The sequence below is a fragment of the Oceanospirillum linum genome, from assembly GCF_001995095.2.
Lineage (GTDB): Bacteria > Pseudomonadota > Gammaproteobacteria > Pseudomonadales > Halomonadaceae > Oceanospirillum > Oceanospirillum linum.
On sequence record NZ_MTSD02000008.1, the window covers coordinates 1 to 17,876 of the forward strand.

Annotated in this window: 14 protein-coding genes and 1 tRNA gene; 9 read left to right on the forward strand and 6 right to left on the reverse strand. The window is 46.7% G+C overall.

All coding sequences use genetic code 11. From position 1 onward, the window contains the following. Positions 1 to 573: 573 nt before the first annotated feature. Positions 574 to 2,478, reverse strand: coding sequence for a biosynthetic arginine decarboxylase (speA, locus tag BTA35_RS14255; protein ID WP_078320609.1), 1,905 nt, complete (start codon positions 2,476 to 2,478; stop codon positions 574 to 576). A gap of 430 nt (positions 2,479 to 2,908) precedes the next feature. Here speA and speE point away from each other — a divergent pair, with 430 nt between their 5' ends. Beyond that, positions 2,909 to 3,769, forward strand: a complete 861-nt coding sequence (speE, locus tag BTA35_RS14260) for a polyamine aminopropyltransferase (protein ID WP_078320496.1) — start codon at positions 2,909 to 2,911, stop codon at positions 3,767 to 3,769. A 60-nt stretch (positions 3,770 to 3,829) separates the two neighbouring features. Here the strand turns inward: speE and BTA35_RS14265 are convergent, their stop codons facing one another. The 4 genes from BTA35_RS14265 to BTA35_RS14280 form a co-directional block, all read right to left on the reverse strand. Then, on the reverse strand, positions 3,830 to 4,864 hold the full coding sequence (locus BTA35_RS14265) for an extracellular catalytic domain type 2 short-chain-length polyhydroxyalkanoate depolymerase (protein ID WP_078320497.1): 1,035 nt from the start codon (positions 4,862 to 4,864) through the stop codon (positions 3,830 to 3,832). 237 nt (positions 4,865 to 5,101) lie between these two features. Beyond that, positions 5,102 to 5,974, reverse strand: a complete 873-nt coding sequence (locus tag BTA35_RS14270) for an HD domain-containing phosphohydrolase (RefSeq protein WP_202931275.1) — start codon at positions 5,972 to 5,974, stop codon at positions 5,102 to 5,104. A 768-nt stretch (positions 5,975 to 6,742) separates the two neighbouring features. Next, the gene (locus BTA35_RS14275; protein WP_078320498.1) at positions 6,743 to 7,096 is read right to left on the reverse strand and encodes a hypothetical protein; all 354 of its coding nucleotides are present in this window, start codon (positions 7,094 to 7,096) and stop codon (positions 6,743 to 6,745) included. Positions 7,097 to 7,132: 36 nt separating this feature from the next. Further along, on the reverse strand, positions 7,133 to 7,369 hold the full coding sequence (locus BTA35_RS14280) for a hypothetical protein (protein WP_078320499.1): 237 nt from the start codon (positions 7,367 to 7,369) through the stop codon (positions 7,133 to 7,135). A 121-nt stretch (positions 7,370 to 7,490) separates the two neighbouring features. Between BTA35_RS14280 and BTA35_RS14285 the strand changes: the two genes are divergently transcribed. The 7 genes from BTA35_RS14285 to BTA35_RS14315 are packed head-to-tail and all read left to right on the forward strand — an operon-like array spanning position 7,491 to position 16,667. After that, positions 7,491 to 8,669 carry a hypothetical protein gene (locus BTA35_RS14285; RefSeq protein WP_078320500.1) on the forward strand — a complete coding sequence of 393 codons (1,179 nt, stop codon included), beginning with the start codon at positions 7,491 to 7,493 and terminating at the stop codon, positions 8,667 to 8,669. 54 nt (positions 8,670 to 8,723) lie between these two features. Beyond that, complete coding sequence (locus BTA35_RS14290; RefSeq protein ID WP_078320501.1) at positions 8,724 to 11,834, forward strand: type I restriction endonuclease subunit R; 3,111 nt, start codon at positions 8,724 to 8,726, stop codon at positions 11,832 to 11,834. A 34-nt stretch (positions 11,835 to 11,868) separates the two neighbouring features. After that, complete coding sequence (locus tag BTA35_RS14295; protein WP_078320502.1) at positions 11,869 to 13,500, forward strand: HsdM family class I SAM-dependent methyltransferase; 1,632 nt, start codon at positions 11,869 to 11,871, stop codon at positions 13,498 to 13,500. Next, positions 13,497 to 14,771 (forward strand): restriction endonuclease subunit S, encoded by a 1,275-nt coding sequence (locus BTA35_RS14300; protein ID WP_078320503.1) that lies wholly within the window; start codon positions 13,497 to 13,499, stop codon positions 14,769 to 14,771. Before BTA35_RS14295 ends, BTA35_RS14300 begins: the two co-directional genes overlap by 4 nt. Then, positions 14,768 to 15,325 carry a KwaA family protein gene (locus BTA35_RS14305; protein WP_078320504.1) on the forward strand — a complete coding sequence of 186 codons (558 nt, stop codon included), beginning with the start codon at positions 14,768 to 14,770 and terminating at the stop codon, positions 15,323 to 15,325. Before BTA35_RS14300 ends, BTA35_RS14305 begins: the two co-directional genes overlap by 4 nt. A 2-nt stretch (positions 15,326 to 15,327) precedes the next feature. Further along, on the forward strand, positions 15,328 to 16,161 hold the full coding sequence (locus tag BTA35_RS14310) for an ATP F0F1 synthase synthase (protein ID WP_078320505.1): 834 nt from the start codon (positions 15,328 to 15,330) through the stop codon (positions 16,159 to 16,161). Positions 16,162 to 16,196: 35 nt separating this feature from the next. Further along, the gene (locus tag BTA35_RS14315) at positions 16,197 to 16,667 is read left to right on the forward strand and encodes a hypothetical protein (protein ID WP_139363674.1); all 471 of its coding nucleotides are present in this window, start codon (positions 16,197 to 16,199) and stop codon (positions 16,665 to 16,667) included. Positions 16,668 to 16,935: 268 nt separating this feature from the next. On the opposite strand, the gene BTA35_RS14320 is transcribed toward BTA35_RS14315, so the two are convergent. Further along, positions 16,936 to 17,012 (reverse strand) — tRNA-Arg (locus tag BTA35_RS14320). A gap of 315 nt (positions 17,013 to 17,327) precedes the next feature. On the opposite strand from BTA35_RS14320, the gene BTA35_RS14325 reads away from it, so the two are divergent. Continuing rightward, positions 17,328 to 17,753, forward strand: a complete 426-nt coding sequence (locus BTA35_RS14325) for a c-type cytochrome (protein WP_238377608.1) — start codon at positions 17,328 to 17,330, stop codon at positions 17,751 to 17,753. Positions 17,754 to 17,876: the final 123 nt, after the last annotated feature.

A 17,876-nucleotide genomic window follows, 5' to 3' on the forward strand; every position in this document is an offset into this window, starting at 1 on the left:
CAGGCTTTAGGAGCCGGAATGCGTAAGTTGGTACAGATTTGTTTTGGCGTTGTAAAACATCAAAGCGAATACCGCCCGCAAGTGGTTAGCTAACCCTTTACGGACGGTTCGGAGAGATGGTATCTACACGAAAGAAGTGTTGCTCCAGGGTAGAGCGTTATTTCAGATAGTTACTGTTACTCCAGTATAGAAAGGGTAGACCTAGGGAATGTAGGTCACGCTTTAACCCGACAGACTTGTCGCCCTAAAGGACGACCTACACGAAAGAAGTGTTGCTCCAGGGTAGAGCGTTATTTCAGATAGGTACTGTTACTCCGGTATAGAAAGGGTAGATGTAGGGAATGTAGGTCGCGGCTTTAGCCCGACAGACTTGTCGCCCTAAAGGACGACCTACACGAAAGAAGTGTTGTTCCAGGGTAGAGCGTTATTTCAGATAGTTACTGTTACTCCAGTATAGAAAGGGTAGACCTAGGGAATGTAGGTCGCGGCTTTAACCCGACAGACTTGTCGCCCTAAAGGACGACAGGAAAGAAGTGTTGCTCCAGGGTAGAGCGTTATTTCAGATAGGTACCGTTACTCCAGATACGTATAACCCGCCAGTCCCTCTTCCAGCTCTTTAATAAAGCAGGCCTGCTCTGCATCGGTCAGATCACTGGCATCCATCTTGGCCCGGTAGCTGTCCATCAGTTTGTTTGGATCAAAGTTCACGTACTCCAGAACCTTGGCTACGGTATCCCCTTTGATCACCTGATTGATCTGCACGTCACCCCCGGCATTTACGGTAACATCCACTGAGTCGGTATCACCGAACAGGTTATGCATATCGCCCAGAATTTCCTGATAAGCCCCCACCAGAAAAACGCCCAACAGGCGTTGTTCGTTCTCCGGCCAGGCAGGTAGAGGAAGGGTGGTTTCCAGTCCCTGACCATCCACATACAGGTCGATACGGCCATCGGAGTCACAGGTAATATCCTGAATCACACCTCGGCGCAGTGGCGGCTGATGCAGCTGAGACAGAGGCAGAATCGGAAAGATCTGTTCAATACCCCAGACATCCGGCAGTGACTGGAACAGGGAGAAGTTAGCAAACAGCTTATCGGCCAGTTTCTCATTCAGCTCATCCAGAATGGTACGGTGGGCTCGGTTACGGGTGTTGAGCTGGCCGCGCAACTTATCACAGGTCGCGGTGTAGATACGCTCTGCCAGTGAGCGCTGGGTCAGGGTCAGAATGCCCAGCGTGTACATATCCTGTGCTTCAGAAACCGCCTGCACCACATCGTGATAGCTTTCCACCAGAGAACGTTCGTCAGCGCCCTGTGTCACTAGCTGGAAGGCGCGCCACAGCTCCTGGATCACAGCAGGCTCGTCATCACTGATGTTGTCCGGTGCACGGGTATCCGGGGATTCGATATCGATCACATCGGTAATCAATACCGCGTGGTGCGCGGTAATCGCCCGGCCTGATTCGGTAATCAGGTGTGGGTACGGTAGATTATGATTACTGCACACCTCGTTGATCGCATGCACCACGTTGTTGGCGTACTCTTCCATACTGTAGTTGATGGAACAGATACTACGGGAGCGGGTGCCCTCATAATCCACACCCAGGCCACCACCTACATCGACAAAGCCTATGTTCGCACCCAGGTTGCACAGTTCGTTATAGAAACGACCACACTCTTTCAGGCCGCGTTGAATATCACGGATGTTGGCGATCTGAGAACCCAAATGGAAGTGCAGCAGTTGTAGTGTATCCAGAGCATCGGCTCTTTTCAGTTGCTCTACTACCTGCAGAATCTGGCTGGCCGAGAGACCGAATTTGGATTTTTCACCACCGGTATTCTGCCAGTTGCCTTTGCCGATGGAGGCCAGTCGTGCACGAATACCCATACGCGGCTTTACGCCCATCTTCTTACTTTCTTCCAGAACAAGATTCAGCTCGTTCATCTTCTCAATGACAATGAATACTTTGTGGCCGAGTTTTTCACCCAGCAGTGCAAGGCGTACGTATTCCCGGTCTTTATAACCGTTGCAGACAATAACGGAGTTTTGTTGTCCCGTTTGTGCCAGTACCGCCAGCAGCTCTGGTTTACTACCGGCCTCCAGGCCCACACGGTTGGCTGAACGGGCAGAGGTATTCAGAATTTCTTCCACCACACGGCGCTGCTGGTTTACCTTGATCGGATAAACAGCTGTGTAGCCGCCAGTATATTCCAGCTCCTGCATCGCCTTATCAAACGCTGCGCACAGGCGATTTACACGGTGGTGCAGAATATCGGTAAAGCGAACCAGAACCGGTAACGAAAGTCCCTGGGCCTGAAGCGTCTGACAAAGTTGAGTCAGATCCACTGAAGCATCCGGCTGCGTCGGGCTGGGTTTTACAACAACCCGACCCTCAGGATTAACAGCAAAGTAATCACTGCCCCAGTGGTCTATGTTGTAAGTGCGAAACGCATCTTCAAGGCTCCAATCGGTCATCTCTTCGTTACTCACCTTTAAGGTCTGTGGTGACACTGCAGAGCAGGTGCAGGTCGGGATTGTCTGAACGGTTTTGAGGGTAGATCATTTTGATAACGAAAGCAGTTTTTCCTGTGTACTTTGTCGTGATTTACTCGCTTTCTGGGTGCCTCTCAGGCGCGCGCATTATCCATTCAATTTTGTAAAAATCAAACAAAAAACCTGTGCTTTTCGCCATCTGGCTTTTATCCGGTTTTGGGTTAAAAATATCTTTGTTTCTACAGGGGCAATCCGTTATTGTTGCGCCCCTTATTTAAACGGCTTGAAGGGCTCTTTCAAACAGAAGAGTTTAGGCTGCAAGCCATCTTCCCATCAGGTGCAACCACATCTCAGGTTTCAGAATGAATGCCCGGGATGCAGACGTTTCTGAGATGCAATTGTTGAGGTAGCTATGAGCGAACAACTGGACAATAACTGGTTTACTGAGGTTTTCACTTCCTGTGGTTCCGGCTTTTCTTTGAAAGTAAAAGCGAAACTGCACGAGGAACAGAGTCCGTACCAGAAGCTGGAAATCTACGATACGGAAACTTATGGCAATCTGATGGTCATTGATGGCTGCGTAATGCTGACGGATCGCGACAATTTTCTCTATCACGAGATGATGTCTCACCCGGCACTGTTCAGTCACCCGGAGCCTAAGCGTGTGGTGATTATCGGTGGCGGTGACTGCGGAACCCTACGTGAAGTCTTGAAGCACCCGGGTGTTGAGAAAGTGACCCAGATTGATATCGACAAATTGGTGACGGATCTGTCTGAGAAATACTTCCCTGCACTGTGCGACAGCAATAATGACCCCCGGGCCGAACTATTGTTTGAAGATGGCGTGAAATGGGTTGATGAGTGCCCGGAGGAAAGCATTGACCTGATCATTGTCGACTCCACCGATCCGGTTGGCCCGGCAGAGGGCCTGTTCAAAGTAGATTTCTTTAAGCGCTGTTTCCGCATCCTTAAACAAGGGGGCGTTATGGTGCAGCAGTCTGAGTCGCCGTTGTACCACACCGACAGTATTATCAAAAATCTGCATGTTGATATGCAGGCAGCGGGTTTCAGCACCACCGCAACCCTGCCGTTTCCTCAGCCGGTTTATCCTTCAGGCTGGTGGAGTTGCACACTTGCAGGTAAAGGCACGGATGTTAAATCGTTCCGGGAAGCTGACTCTGCGGCCAAAGGTTTTGAGACCGACTATTACACCGTCGACATGCATCGTGGCGCCCTGACTTTGCCTCCTTTTATGAAGAAGGTTTTGGGGTAGCCTCCGATACTCATCAGGCTGACCAGATTCTTATCTGGTCAGCCTGATGGCGCCCGGCAATTATTCGGTCTGACCGGTTAGGCGATCTGCCATACGAATAATCGCAGAGACTTGTTGGTTTTTACGGGAGAAAAAAGGCTCCGATTCGTAGCCCCACCAATCCCAGCAGCCTTTTGGATTAGGCAGGCTTTTTTTGGCCTGTGGATAAAGTACCACGATATTATTGGTTTCTGCCCAGCGGTTAAAACCACTGTTCCGGATAAAGTGGTCTTCGGCGACCTCTGCACTCTGATCACAACCATGCAATGCGATATGCAGCTGGCACCTGTTGTTATCATCACGGCAGGCTTCAGGAATATAGAGATAACCTCTGTCCAGCATGCCTCTACCGTCGAAAAACTCTAGTTGTCCAAACTCCATTACGTCACTTTTCAGGTTTGTCTCCGCTGGAGGTTCTAACTGGCCGTACAGGGTAGAGAAGGCTTCACCTGCACCATCAAAATGACAGTTCTGCAGATGATGGCCTGATGGTGAGCCACATTCCGCATCGGTCTGCAGTGTTGGAAACCCATGCCCGGCTTCCGGCAGAGCCGTAATCCTCAGGTTATAGCTGGCTACCAGCATCTGGTAAAACGTTATCAGGCTTTCAGTAACCGCCGGGGCTACGACAGCATCACTCTGACCCATAAAGATATAAACAGGGTCATCCACCAGCAGAGCCGGATCACCAATAGTGCCGCTGCGACTGGCTTTCTGTAGCATGGTCATACGCTCCTGCTGGCTAATCATAGGCAGGGTGGTTTTCATGCAGGACATCATGGCATGACTTAAGCCTTTAATAGCACACCCCCAGGGGCCCGCAGAGAAAATGGCAGCCCCTTCGATTTTTTCCGGATGTGCCAGGTGTAGCTGATTCGCCATATAACCACCGGAAGAAAAACCCGATACTGTGATTGATGCATGGTTAAGGCTTGCCAGATAAGGAAGTTGGTTATAATGATTATCAGGCTGGTTTGACGTACAGGCGCTAAGAATCAGGCTGCAAGCCAGAACACTGAGTAGGTGAACGAAATGTGAGGGAGGGTGCCAAGCCATAGGGCTAAACCTGCATAGGGAAATTTGTCGCTACCATAGCGAATCCCTGAGAGGATTCCTATTGCTCCTTTTGCCTATATGGCCTTGTTTATCCGGTGAGGATTAAAACGCTGAAGGCCACGTTATTTGTGCTATAAGAAAGAATACAAAGACATAAACAGTATATCGACAGCTTTTATCCACCGAAATACCCCCCTTAACCACAGAGTTATCCACAGGCCGGGTGATATAATGCCTCTAGTCGGGTTCCTGATGGTTATTTCGAATGGCCAGAATTGCATCCAGGTTGCTCATAAAAGCATCTACTAAACCAGGCTCAAAGTGAGTGCCTCTGTTCTCCCGGATGAGGGTCAGGGCATCGTCAACAGACCAGGCTTTTTTGTAGGGACGTTCAGACGTTAATGCGTCAAACACATCCGCGATGGCGCAGATGCGCCCGACCAGAGGAATCTCTTCACCTTTCAGGCCGTTCGGGTAGCCAGTACCATCCCATTTTTCATGATGAGTCAGGGCAATATCGCGTGCCATCGTCAATAGATCAGAGTCCTCACCCTCCAGGATATCAGCACCCATCTGAGCATGCTGCTTCATAATGTCCCACTCTTCAGGTTCAAACTTGCCGGGTTTGAGCAGGATATGATCAGGAATACCGATCTTGCCGATATCATGCATAGGGCTGGCATTAAGCAGCAGGTCACACTGGTATGCATCCATTCCCATCGCTTCACCCAGAAGATGGGATATTTTACTCATACGGACAATATGTAAGCCTGTTTCATTATCGCGGTACTCTGCCGCACGGCCCAGGCGGCGCACCACCTGCAGGCGAGTTTCATTTAACTGCTGAGTACGTTCAGTAACCTTCTCTTCCAGTGACTCATTCAGACGTTCCAAACCCTGGCGGTATAGCTTAGTGCTTAAAAGATTTTTTACCCGGTGAAGCAGCTCATTCCGCTCAAAGGGCTTGGTAACGTAATCCTGAGCACCGACCTCCAGAGCCTGAGTACGAAACTCCTGGGCTGACTGGGCGGTTAAAACCAGAACCGGCGGTGGGGTTTCAAAGCGCGCTTTAAGGGCTTCCAGAACAGCAAAACCGTCCATATGAGGCATATTAAGATCGAGAAGAATAAGGTCAAAATCCCGTGCCGCAAAAAGGTCGCAAACGTCACGGGGTCCATGGTGGATTCAATATCACTGTATCCTGCTTTAGCCAGAGTCCTCTCAAGCAGTTTCACGTTGACCGGCTCATCATCAACAATGAGAAGTTTGCCTGCAAAAATATCAATGGATGATGTCATTCTTATGCCCTGTTAGCGTCTGGCGTCTTACAGCTAATGTAAAACCTTGCTGAGTTTAACGCAAACCCCAAGTTGGTCTTAAGCATCCAGATAGCAACGATGGCCTTAAAATCTGAAACGGGGCGAGTGCTTGGTATAAAAGACTTAATTTACCGGAGGGCAATGAATTGTCACTCCCGGAAGCCGTTCAGGCACATAACGAAGCCGTGGCAATGGCATCGCAAGGAATCGCCCCCCCGCATAGCCAAGGCTAAGCGTGAAGCTGAAGCGACAATGGATGTGCTCGTTGAACGGTGGAGTAAGTTGCAGAATGAACAGATGGTGCTGAGTCATGCGCAGCATCATGGCCGTATTCAGCGACAGGAAGTGATGGAGCTCTGTCATTTAGGGAAAGATCAGGCGAATAGGCTGCTAAAAAGCTACGGGATAATGGTCAGCTTGAAATGCATGGCACCACTCGAAATGCTTATTACACCATTCCAACAGAGGATTGAATTAAGGTATTGCGCGGTATTGCGCGGTTATTGCGCGGTTATCAAAATAGCGTTAGAAGTTAGGGGCTGTCTCCAGCCCCCAGCCGTTATTCGTAGTGAACGATACCTTCAACATCAATCAGGCTGTCAGATACGCTCGCCAGATCGTCAGTGGATAGCAATGCCAGCACTGGGCTCACAATCTTGTTTCTAACATCGTTGAGATTATTAAGGCTGGTAAGGCGCAGGCTGTATGCCCAGTTCTGATCTACCCATGTTTCGATAGCTGGGTTCCAGTCGATTAGCACGCCATGATGAACATCCCCTTCCTGAGTATCCATCGCTGTAAACACCCATTCGTCTAAATCAGGCTCTTCGTCCGTCAGGTAAATGTGAACCAGTGGCTCAGCTGGGTTTCCGGGGATCTCTGCACCTGGACCTGATAGGCTAACCTGAATCACCAGATAGGCATCAGCGCTATTGCGTTTATGGTGGGATTAGAAAGGGAGGGACATTGCGTGATCACTGAACGTCCAGCCAGACTCCGTGTATTTGTCGGTCTCGCTCCAGCTTTCCTCCATCAAAAGCTTCTTGCCCAGTGACTCAAGTTCCTCATCAAGGGCTCCAGACAGCAATGTTTGGGTCAGCAGCAGTAAATTGTTGATCTCCTGTCCTGCCGCGTCCAGCAGTTCTACGCTTCGGGTGATATTTTGACCAGTGGTAACGGTTGTCATGGTGATTCCTTCCTGTCAGCTCAATGGCTATGAAAACGGTATGGTTGGTTATTATCTGAGGCAGCAGGGCATTCGCTGAGGGCATCGTCTAGCCCCTGCAATCCCGAGAAAAAGATAGGGTATGTGGCACCCGTTTCGACGATCGCTACCACAGGATGTCCCGGTTTTCCCTGTACTGGCTGATGGAGAGGCTCAGCCGTGGCACTTGCAGTTAACACCTGATCTTATCCCTATGCTGTCATCCCGCCCTGATGTCGTGCTGATACTGAACCGCGCGATCCACACGTCTGATACTGTTGCCTGCCGCTTTCAGCATACACCTGCGCTGCTGTTTAACTGGTGCAGCCACTGCCTGCCCGCTGATGCAGGCTGGGCGCAGCTGATTGAATGGTTAGAGCGACCTGCTGATCACTTATTGATGGATCTGGGGCTGGAGCCGACAGAGCCGGTTGTTAGCCTGATGCCCCACATGGCACTTACCGTATGGCCTTTGGCGGTGTTGAGAAGAACGCTTCGCAAACTGGGCACTCTTGATGAATGGGCATGGGTGCCGCATTGCCAAAACCTAACGTCCGCAGGTTTGGAAACACTGCTGATAGATCCTGTTGTACGAAGCTCCAAAATCGCCCCTCTGGTGGGTTCTGAAGCTGAAGAATCACTGAATCAAAATAAAGATATGCTCTATGAGCTGGCTATCTTGCTTGGAGATCGCAGCCTCACTGATCAGGCGTGCCTAACAGCTGATATTCAACAGTTTGATGATCTGGCAAGGCTTAGGGGTCAACTGATAGTAGGTGAGAATCACGCTGTTCTTAATATCCGCAGGCACTTCCAAAAGCGCTACGGTGAACGACTGAAGGCTCACTTCGGCAAGCCCCCTGTTGAGGGGCAGCTTGGTATCCAGCCGCTAACATCGCTTAAATCGATTTTGGACTGTCATGCATTGATCAGTAGCGAAGTCTCACTGGAAACGCTGCGCAAAGTGAATGACGGTGATTACTACTTATATCAAGTGGAATACGGTATTGAGCTGGCACTGCTGACCTTGGAGAGAAATCCAACGGTTTGGCTGGGACTGCCTGATTCCGACGATTTAGATTGCGGTAATGGTGACAGGCTACATATCTACTCAGTGGATCACGCAACAGAGGTTGCCTTGAAGCCAGAGAGCGAACGTGATGATCACTGGGTTGCGGTGAGTTTGTTTGCTGGAAAGGGTGCGTCGATTTCATCTGAATTTAAATGCCGTGCTGATGGTTGGCTAAAGGACGCTGGTGTAACTTCCCTTATGATCAGTTAGTTGAGATATACTGGCAAAATTAGAGTACATACTGATTTGATCACAAGGACAGTTATGAAATTCAACGAAGATTCCCGAGTCAAAATCCCTGCCATACTGCACCTGATGCGTTTAGGTTATCAGTACCTATCACTAAAAGATCAAAGCTGGGATCTCGACACCAATATCTTCCCCGCCATATTCAAAGCCGCTATTGGAAAAATCAACCCAGGTATTGAAGCTGCAGAAGCCGGTCGTTTGCTGGAAGATGTCAAACTGCTGCTTGATAACGAAGACTTAGGCAAAGCCTTCTTTGAGCGCCTGTCAGAACGTTCAAATACCAAGCTGATCGACTTTGAGAGTTTCAATAACAATACGTTCCATGTTGTCACAGAGCTAACGTGTCAGAATGGCGATGAAGAGTTCCGCCCGGATATTACGCTGCTTATCAATGGTATGCCGCTGGTATTTATTGAGGTGAAAAAGCCGAATAATCGTGAAGGTATTCTCGCCGAGCGCGACCGCATCAATAAACGCTTTCAAAACCCTAAATTTAAGCGCTTTGCTAACATCACCCAGTTTATGATTTTCTCCAATAACATGGAGTACGACGATGGTGACCCAGAACCCGTACAAGGCGCTTTTTATACCAGTAGTTCTTATCATAAGCCTGTCTTTAACTATTTCCGCGAAGAAGAGATCCTAAACTTAACCGCCTTGCTGAAGCCGGTATCGGATGACGACGAGCTAAAAGTTTTAAAAGACAGCAATCTGGAAGTGATCCGCAGTAACCCAGAGTTCCAGATCAACAAGCAGCCTGAGCGCCCAACCAACCGTATTTGTACCTCTTTACTCAGTCGTGAGCGCTTAGCCTTTATTTTGCGTTACGCCTTGGCCTATGTGTCGGAATCTGACGGGCTACAAAAGCACATCATGCGTTACCCACAGTTATTTGCTACCAAAGCTATTGAGCAAAAGCTTAGCGAAGGCGTGAAAAAAGGGATTATTTGGCACACACAGGGCAGTGGTAAAACCGCACTGACGTTTTACAACGTGCGCTTTTTAACCGACTACTTCCAACAGCAGCACGTCATCCCTAAGTTTTACTTTATCGTTGACCGCCTAGACCTACTGCAACAAGCGCAGCGCGAATTTACCGCCCGTGGCTTAACCGTACACACCATCAACTCACGGGATGCTTTTACCCGTGACATCAAAGCCACGCAGGTGATACACAACCATTCTGGCAAGCCAGAAATCACCGTGGTGAATATTCAAAAGTTTAAAGATGACCCAGATGTAGTCAGTACTAAAGACTACAATGTCGCGATCCAGCGCGTGTATTTTTTAGACGAAGTTCATCGCAGCTATAATCCCAAAGGCAGTTTTTTAGCTAACCTTAGCCAGTCAGACAGCAACGCCATCAAAATTGGTCTAACTGGCACGCCGCTATTGGGGGATGACTACAACTCACGCGCCTTGTTTGGTGACTATATTCACAAGTACTACTACAACGCGTCTATTGCCGACGGTTATACCTTGCGGCTTATCCGCGAAGAAATCAGCATCCAATACAAAATTGAGCTGCAAAAAGCCCTTGAAGAAGCCGAAGTCAAAATGGGCGATGTCGACCGCAAGCTCATTTATGCCCACCCAAGTTTTGTTGAGCCAATGCTGACCTACATCGTAAACGATTTTGAAAAAAGCCGTGGCACATTAAACGATACAACCATTGGTGGCATGGTCATTTGCGACAGCTCAGAGCAAGCCAAGCAGATGTTTGAAATTTTCAACGGTGTTTATGCTCAACACATTAGCTCTCCTTATGAGCTGAAGGATTCCGCACAAGCACTTATTAAGGCAGCAAAACCTGACAGCTACGCAGCGAAAGCGAAGCAGGACAACAAAGTAAAAAGTGCCGCCTTGATTCTTCACGACATCGGCACCAAGGAAGACCGTAAAAACTGGGTCGAAAACTTCAAGGCCGGAAAAATCGACTTTTTGTTTGTCTATAACATGCTGCTCACCGGCTTTGATGCCAAACGGCTGAAAAAGCTCTACTTGGGTCGAGTGATCCGTAAGCACAATCTGTTGCAGGCACTGACACGGGTTAACCGCACCTATAAGGACTTCCGCTACGGCTATGTGGTGGATTTTGCCGATATTCGTAAAGAGTTTGATGCCACTAACAAAGCCTATTTCGACGAACTACAGTCGGAGTTGGGCGATGAGATGGAGCATTACTCGCACCTGTTTAAATCTCAGGAAGAGATCAAACAAGAAATAGAGCACATCAAAGACGTACTCTTCCGTTTTGATACCGACAATATGGAAGAGTTCTGTAACCAGATCAGTCAAATACAAGACCGCGATACCGTACTGGCGCTAAAAAAAGCCTTAGCCGATGCCCGTAGTTTGTATAACCTTATTCGTTTGCAGGGCGAGTATGACTTTCTCGATGAGCTGGATTTTGCCAAGCTCAATGTGCTGTATCGTGAAACCAGCAATCACCTGGATTTGCTTAACCTTAAAAACGACTTAGAAACCGGCCAAGATACCAGTAACCTGCTCAACCGAGCCTTAGAAGACGTGATCTTCAAGTTTGTAAAAATCGGGGAGGAAGAGCTGGTATTGGCCGACAAGCTTAAAAACACCCTGCGCCAAACCCGCGAAGCACTGGCCAGCAATTTTGACCAGCAAGACCCACAGTTTATCAGCTTAAAAGAAGAGCTAGAGCGCTTGTTTAAGAAGAAAAATCTCAGCGAAGTTACCCAAGACGAAATGGTTGCCAACATTGACGCGCTGAATAAAATTCACGACCGTGTGAAAGAGCTGAACCGCCAAAATAACCAGTTAAGGCAAAAGTACCTTGGCGATGCCAAATACACCCGTATTCACAAACGCCTGCAAGAACGCCAGCAAAGTCAAAGTGATATCAGTGAGTCAGAGCGTAAAATCTTTGCAGCCTTAGCAGGTGTAAAACAAGATGCCGACGAGCAAGTGCTCAACAACAGCCAGGTGCTGGATAACGAAAGCTACTTTGAGCGGCAAATGATGCCACTGGTGATTGGCCGCTTTAAGAAAGAACAGCAAATCAAACTCAACGCCGACGCATCACGCTACATTAATCACCTCGTCGTCGCGGAGTATTTAAAAGAATTTAATACTGGCAGCCAAGCGTGGTAATGCGAGTAAAACTGATTAGGAAGTAAAAAACCAAATGGTTGAATTAGAATTTCAGCAAAAAACCAAAGCCTTAATTGATAGCTTAAAAAGCATCTGTGCCAACTATGGGCTAGGTAATGACGGAAATGAATTTAAAATCATTACCCAAACCTTTTTGTATAAGTTTTTAAACGACAAGTTTGCCTTTGAAGCTAAAAAAATCGACGACACCATCGCTAAGGCTGATAAGTGGGAAGAAGCGCTGGCAGCCATGTCAGAAGACGACCTCGACATGCTGCAACTGCAAATGGGCGGCGATACCGCAAGGCTAAACCCGCAGCACTTTATCAGCTATCTGTTTAGCCAACAAAACGCACCGGACTTTGCCAAGTTATTTGACGATACCTTAATCGACATTGCCATTACTAATAACGATGTTTTCGCGGTAAAAACTGATGGCGGTGCAAAAGTGGTGCTGTTCGACCGTATTAGCCAATACATTGCTGACGACTCAAAACGTGATGCCTTCTGCCGCGCCATTATCAATAAACTGGTCGAGTTCAGCTTTGAGCGAATTTTTACCCAAAAATTCGACTTCTACGCCACCATCTTTGAATACCTGATCAAAGACTACAACAGCAACTCCGGCGGCAAATACGCCGAGTACTTCACTCCCCATGCCGTAGCACGCATTATGGCGGAAATTCTGGTGCCAACAGAGCAACGCGGCACCGTGCGTAATGTCGCCTGTTACGACCCATCGGCAGGTTCAGGTACGCTATTAATGAACGTTGCCCACGCCATTGGTGAAAACCGCTGTAGCATTTACACCCAAGATATTTCACAAAAATCCTCTAACCTGCTGCGGTTAAACCTGATCTTAAATAACTTGGTGCACTCAATCCCGAATGTGATCCAAGGTAATACCGTGCTTCATCCTTACCATAAAGATGGCAAAGAGCTAAAACGCTTTGATTACATTGTTTCCAACCCGCCGTTTAAGCTGGATTTTAGCGACTTTAGAGATGAGCTCGACAGCAAAGAAAATAAAGAACGCTTTTTTGCCGGTATTCCTAAAGCACCCGCGAAAGCAAAAGATAAAATGGCCATTTATCAGTTGTTTTTACAACATATCATTGCCTCACTTAAACCCAACGGCAAAGCAGCTGTCGTGGTACCAACGGGGTTTATTACCGCACAATCGGGTATTGATAAAAAAATCCGTGAGCATTTGGTAAAAAACAAAATGCTGGCGGGTGTGGTGTCTATGCCATCCAATATTTTTGCCACCACCGGCACTAACGTGTCCATCCTATTTATCGATGACAGCAATAAAGACAAGGTGGTGCTGCTCGACGCCTCGAACTTGGGAGAGAAAATTAAAGACGGAAAAAACCAGAAAACCGTGCTCACCGCTAAAGAAGAGCAGCACATTATCGACACCTTTAATGCCAAAGAGGCGGTTGAGGATTTTTCAGTTGTTGTTGATTACAACGAGATCGAAGCTAAGAACTACTCGCTCAGCGCGGGTCAGTATTTCGATGTCAAAATAGAGTATGTGGATATTACCCCTGAAGAATTTGCCGAAAAAATGCAGAGTTTTTCCAGCAATCTGGAACGTCTGTTTTCCCAGTCTCGTGAACTGGAAACTGAGATCAAAAAGCAGTTGGGGGGGCTTAAAATATGAATAATTTTAATCCGGTTCAATTGAACAAAATAGCTGATTTTAACCCATCTGAATCGTTGCCAGTTGGAAATATTGCAAAGAAAGTTCCTATGAACATGCTCAAAGAGTTTCAGAGGAAAATTTCTGGTTATGAGCTGGCAGAGTACAAATCTGGCCCTAAGTTTCGAAATAACGACACGTTGGTGGCCAAGATAACACCTTGTTTAGAAAATGGAAAAACAGCATACGTTGACATCTTATCTGATGGTGAAGTGGCATTTGGCTCGTCCGAGTATATTGTGCTTCGAGCTAAAGAAAAAACATTTCCAGAGTTTCTTTACTACCTGGCTATAAGCCCTGCATTTAGAGCGCGGGCGATAAGCTGCATGGAAGGAACATCTGGAAGGAAAAGAGTTAATGAAGGAGTCCTTAAATTATATGAGCTGCCTATCCCTTGTTTCGAGAAACAGATAAAAATCGCAAATGTATTATCTGCTTTGGACAAAAAAATCGAACTCAATAACCGCATCAATACCGAGCTCGAAGCCATGGCCAAAACCCTGTACGACTACTGGTTTGTACAGTTCGACTTCCCCATCAGCAAAGAACAAGCCGCCACCATGGGCAAACCCGAACTGGAAGGCAAGCCCTATAAAACCTCCGGCGGCAAAATGGTCTACAACCCAACCCTAAAGCGGGAAATACCGGAGGGGTGGGAAGCGAGAAATGTACTATCTATTGCGGATCTTCTCGGTGGAGGGACGCCTACAAAAACAAAACCTGAATATTGGAATGGAACAATCCCTTTTTTCACACCGAGCGACTCAGACAAAAATATCTTTTCGGTAGCGACAGAAGATTATATTACAGATGAAGGCTTAAAAAAGAGCAGCACCCGACTATTCGAACGACACACCGTGTTTATAACGGCAAGAGGATCTGTAGGGCGGTTGGCGCTCAATGCCGTGCCGATGGCTATGAATCAATCATGTTACGCTTTGAAAGCAAGGGAAGGAGTCAGCTATACTTTTCTGTTTTTCTTGACCAAGGAACTTATCCACCACCTTGAAGTTAAAGCCAGTGGCTCTGTATTCAATTCGATCGTATCCAATGACATTGAATTCACTAATCTTGCGCTACCAAAAGAGCGTTTATTAATTGATAAATTTGCTGCTATAGCAGAGCCTGCCTTCGAAAAAATTGAAGCAGCAACTAAAGAGAGTAAACAGCTTTCTGCGCTTAGAGACTGGCTTCTCCCCATGTTAATGAACGGCCAGGTAACCGTATCATGATCAATACTGCGTTTCGGGTTTTGCTTACGTTCAATGCCACATCGCTGTTGGTGATTATCTTTTTGGTGCAAAAAGGAATCACAGTGAGCCATTTTGTAAGTGGTATGGATTATTTAGATTGGACAGCAGCCCTTCCGAACGCAGTATCGTATTTGTTTTATTTAGCTATTCCGATTCTATCCACGGGCTTGAGTATTTGGCTAAGTAAATATTTAGGTAAAGACGAGTTTAAAGCGGGTGAAGTCGCCAGTATTGAACATGCCAACAACAGTTTTCTACCCAGTTATTTGGGCTACTTTTTTGTGGCGTTGAGCATTAATAACTGCGAGACCTTGTGGTTTGTCTATGGGGTGTTGTTCGTATTCACCTTTCTTTCGCAGGCACTCTACTTTAATCCACTGTTTTTGTTGTTTGGTTATGAGTTTTACAACATCACCACCAAAAACGGCACTGAAATTTTTCTGATTAGTAAAGAGCGCTATAAAAAGCCTGATGATATTCAAATACCCTTGGCGTACCGCATTAACAATTACACCTTTATCGAGCGAGAATAGTGATGGACCATATACTGGCACACATAAAAACAAGAGCAAAAAAACGTATTTTCAAATTGGTTTCTGATCAATCTCTATTTGATACAGTCAAAGTCGATTTAGAAGCCTGTGTTCCATACAACCCTGACCATAACCTCGATGAAGACTCATGGTTCAAAATTGAAGGCTTTAGCAACCAAGCGTTCTGTATTGACCTTTTGAAGAAGGTATACAACTCAAAAGATTACGATGATTTAACCAAAGAAAACTTTTCAAAAATTGCCTATTTATTCTCTGTTCAAGGTGATGATTTTTATTTCCAAAAAATTACCCCAAGCCTGTTTGTTAAGCGAAAAACATTGGTGTTTGGCGAAGCGGCAACCCTTGAACAAAGCCAAACCCGTTTGGTGATAAACGCTTTGCCTGATGCTGTGTATTTTAAAGGCTCAGATACCCTGGTATTTAGAAATCTGGCAACGATATCAAGCATTTTTAAAGGCATTGATGAACTGTACAAAGAAGCGACTAAAGAGGAAGTTGAGCAGTTTTTGGGTGAGTCATTTATAGAGCTGAGTAACGACTACGATGTTGAAAAAGTTTCAAAACCTAACCGAAAGCGTATTGGTCTTGCCATGAAAACCCTTGAAGGGATGTCAGCAGATGACAAAACCAATATGCTTGAATATATAGAAGGTTACTGCGAGCAGAAGCTGAATTTCGATAAACAGAATCAAAAGTTTGAAATATCAACGGATGAAGAATTGAAGCTATTAGTTTATGGTATTGAACAGCGCTTTTACACAACTCAATTTGGCCAAGAGAAACGCTTGGCTAATTCTGTTGTTGCAATGAGCTGATTACTTCGTAACTAGTTGAATAATAGGAGAGAAAAATGAATAGGGAATATTTACAGTCAATATATGATTCTAGCGAGGCGGTACAGGCAATTTGCGATCAAATGGCAAGTCGTGAGAGAAATCAGAATGAAACTCTGTTGCATCGCATGATCTACCATTTGGAATGTGATGGTTATGATTTTAAAAAATCAGAAGTAATTGCAGCATTTAGGTCGCTTGAATCTGCCGAGTGTGGCAAATATGTCGAAGGCCGCCGAGGCTGGAAATCACGTTTCGTATGGGCTGTTAAAAGCTCCAAGATTGCAGAGGTTGCCAGTGGTGAGGCAGATGAGGACGATATTGCTGATGAGCCTGACATCGATGCTAATGAAATGATTGAGCATTCGTATGTTTTGCGTCCTGATCTAACAGTAACACTGGAGCTACCTTCAGATCTGACCAAGTCGGAAGCTTATCGGTTGTCTCAATTTGTTGATTCTCTATCTTTTGACAGTGACAGTTTCTAAACTATCTATTCTTCCCAGACAACCCAGCACCCCCACTCCAAATTCTAGTGTAGGAAAAAGTGTAAACGAATCGCTTTTTCCTGCATAAATTCTTATAAATCAGTCATCTAAAAATGATGCATCATGGTTATTTTAAGATAATTCGGTGCGAGTTAACTGAATTGGTATGGAATACCAGTCTTGCAGATTGGTGGGGATGGTGGTGGGGATGAGATCAAATTTTGAGTTTTTAGGAATGTTTAAAATCACGTAACTCTTTGATTTTAAATGGCCCGCTCGGCGCGATTCGAACGCGCGACCACCGCCTTCGGAGGGCGGTACTCTATCCAGCTGAGCTACGAGCGGGCAGTGCGGTGTATTTTATGGAGTTATTGATCCGATGTCTACTGCGAACCCCCTGTGAGATCAAAACAGTTTTACTGAAAGCGCTTTAAAATCAAGATCTAAACGGGTAACGGTTGATGCAGGCTTAGGACTTGGTGCTATTGCGGGGTAGGTTTTCCCGCGGATTAGCTGATGCTTAGCGGGCTATACGCCTTGTTGGCTATTTCCGCTAAGACTAATTGCCGCTATACTTCCGTTTTTTAGGGTTAATAGAATACACACCGAAAAAAAAGCAAATCTTGTTTTTTGACGGATCAGTGATTAGAGGTGGTGAGAGTGAAACGCAGCGGAATTATCGCGGGTGTTATGGGCGTGCTGGCTGGCGCGGTTCTGAGCACATCAGTACAAGCGGCAGCAATGTCTAAAGAAGCGATTGCAGAGCGTCTGGCACCGGTGGGTGATGTTTGCCTGCAGGGTCAGGATTGTGGTGGTGCAGCTCCTGCTCCGGCAGCAGGCGGTGGCAAATCACCTGAAGATCTGTATGGCACGGTTTGTTCTGCGTGTCACAATACTGGCGCAGCAGGTGCTCCGAAGAAAGGTGATGCAGGTGCATGGGCTCCTCGTATCAGTAAAGGTATGGATACTTTGTATAACCATGCTCTGAATGGCTTCAATGCGATGCCTGCTAAGGGCGGTAACCCGACCTTGAGCGACGACGAAGTGAAAGCTATCGTTGATTACATTGTAGAAAGCAGTAAGTAAGCCTTTTCCTTACAGTCTGTTAGCTACTAAAAAACGGCGCTGCTTAACCTGAAAGCAGCGCCGTTTTTTTATAGCTTTATGTATGACCTGTATCTTCAGTGGCTATCGTGGTTATTGGATGGA

What these genes read in the sequence shown, in the direction of transcription:
- speA (WP_078320609.1), bottom strand. Translation starts at nt 2,478, where the DNA reads ATGACCGATTGGAGCCTTGAAGATGCGTTTCGCACTTACAACATAGAC.
- speE (WP_078320496.1), top strand. Translation starts at nt 2,909, where the DNA reads ATGAGCGAACAACTGGACAATAACTGGTTTACTGAGGTTTTCACTTCC.
- BTA35_RS14265 (WP_078320497.1), bottom strand. Translation starts at nt 4,864, where the DNA reads ATGGCTTGGCACCCTCCCTCACATTTCGTTCACCTACTCAGTGTTCTG.
- BTA35_RS14270 (WP_202931275.1), bottom strand. Translation starts at nt 5,974, where the DNA reads ATGCCTCATATGGACGGTTTTGCTGTTCTGGAAGCCCTTAAAGCGCGC.
- BTA35_RS14280 (WP_078320499.1), bottom strand. Translation starts at nt 7,369, where the DNA reads ATGACAACCGTTACCACTGGTCAAAATATCACCCGAAGCGTAGAACTG.
- BTA35_RS14285 (WP_078320500.1), top strand. Translation starts at nt 7,491, where the DNA reads ATGTGGCACCCGTTTCGACGATCGCTACCACAGGATGTCCCGGTTTTC.
- BTA35_RS14290 (WP_078320501.1), top strand. Translation starts at nt 8,724, where the DNA reads ATGAAATTCAACGAAGATTCCCGAGTCAAAATCCCTGCCATACTGCAC.
- BTA35_RS14295 (WP_078320502.1), top strand. Translation starts at nt 11,869, where the DNA reads ATGGTTGAATTAGAATTTCAGCAAAAAACCAAAGCCTTAATTGATAGC.
- BTA35_RS14300 (WP_078320503.1), top strand. Translation starts at nt 13,497, where the DNA reads ATGAATAATTTTAATCCGGTTCAATTGAACAAAATAGCTGATTTTAAC.
- BTA35_RS14305 (WP_078320504.1), top strand. Translation starts at nt 14,768, where the DNA reads ATGATCAATACTGCGTTTCGGGTTTTGCTTACGTTCAATGCCACATCG.
- BTA35_RS14310 (WP_078320505.1), top strand. Translation starts at nt 15,328, where the DNA reads ATGGACCATATACTGGCACACATAAAAACAAGAGCAAAAAAACGTATT.
- BTA35_RS14315 (WP_139363674.1), top strand. Translation starts at nt 16,197, where the DNA reads ATGAATAGGGAATATTTACAGTCAATATATGATTCTAGCGAGGCGGTA.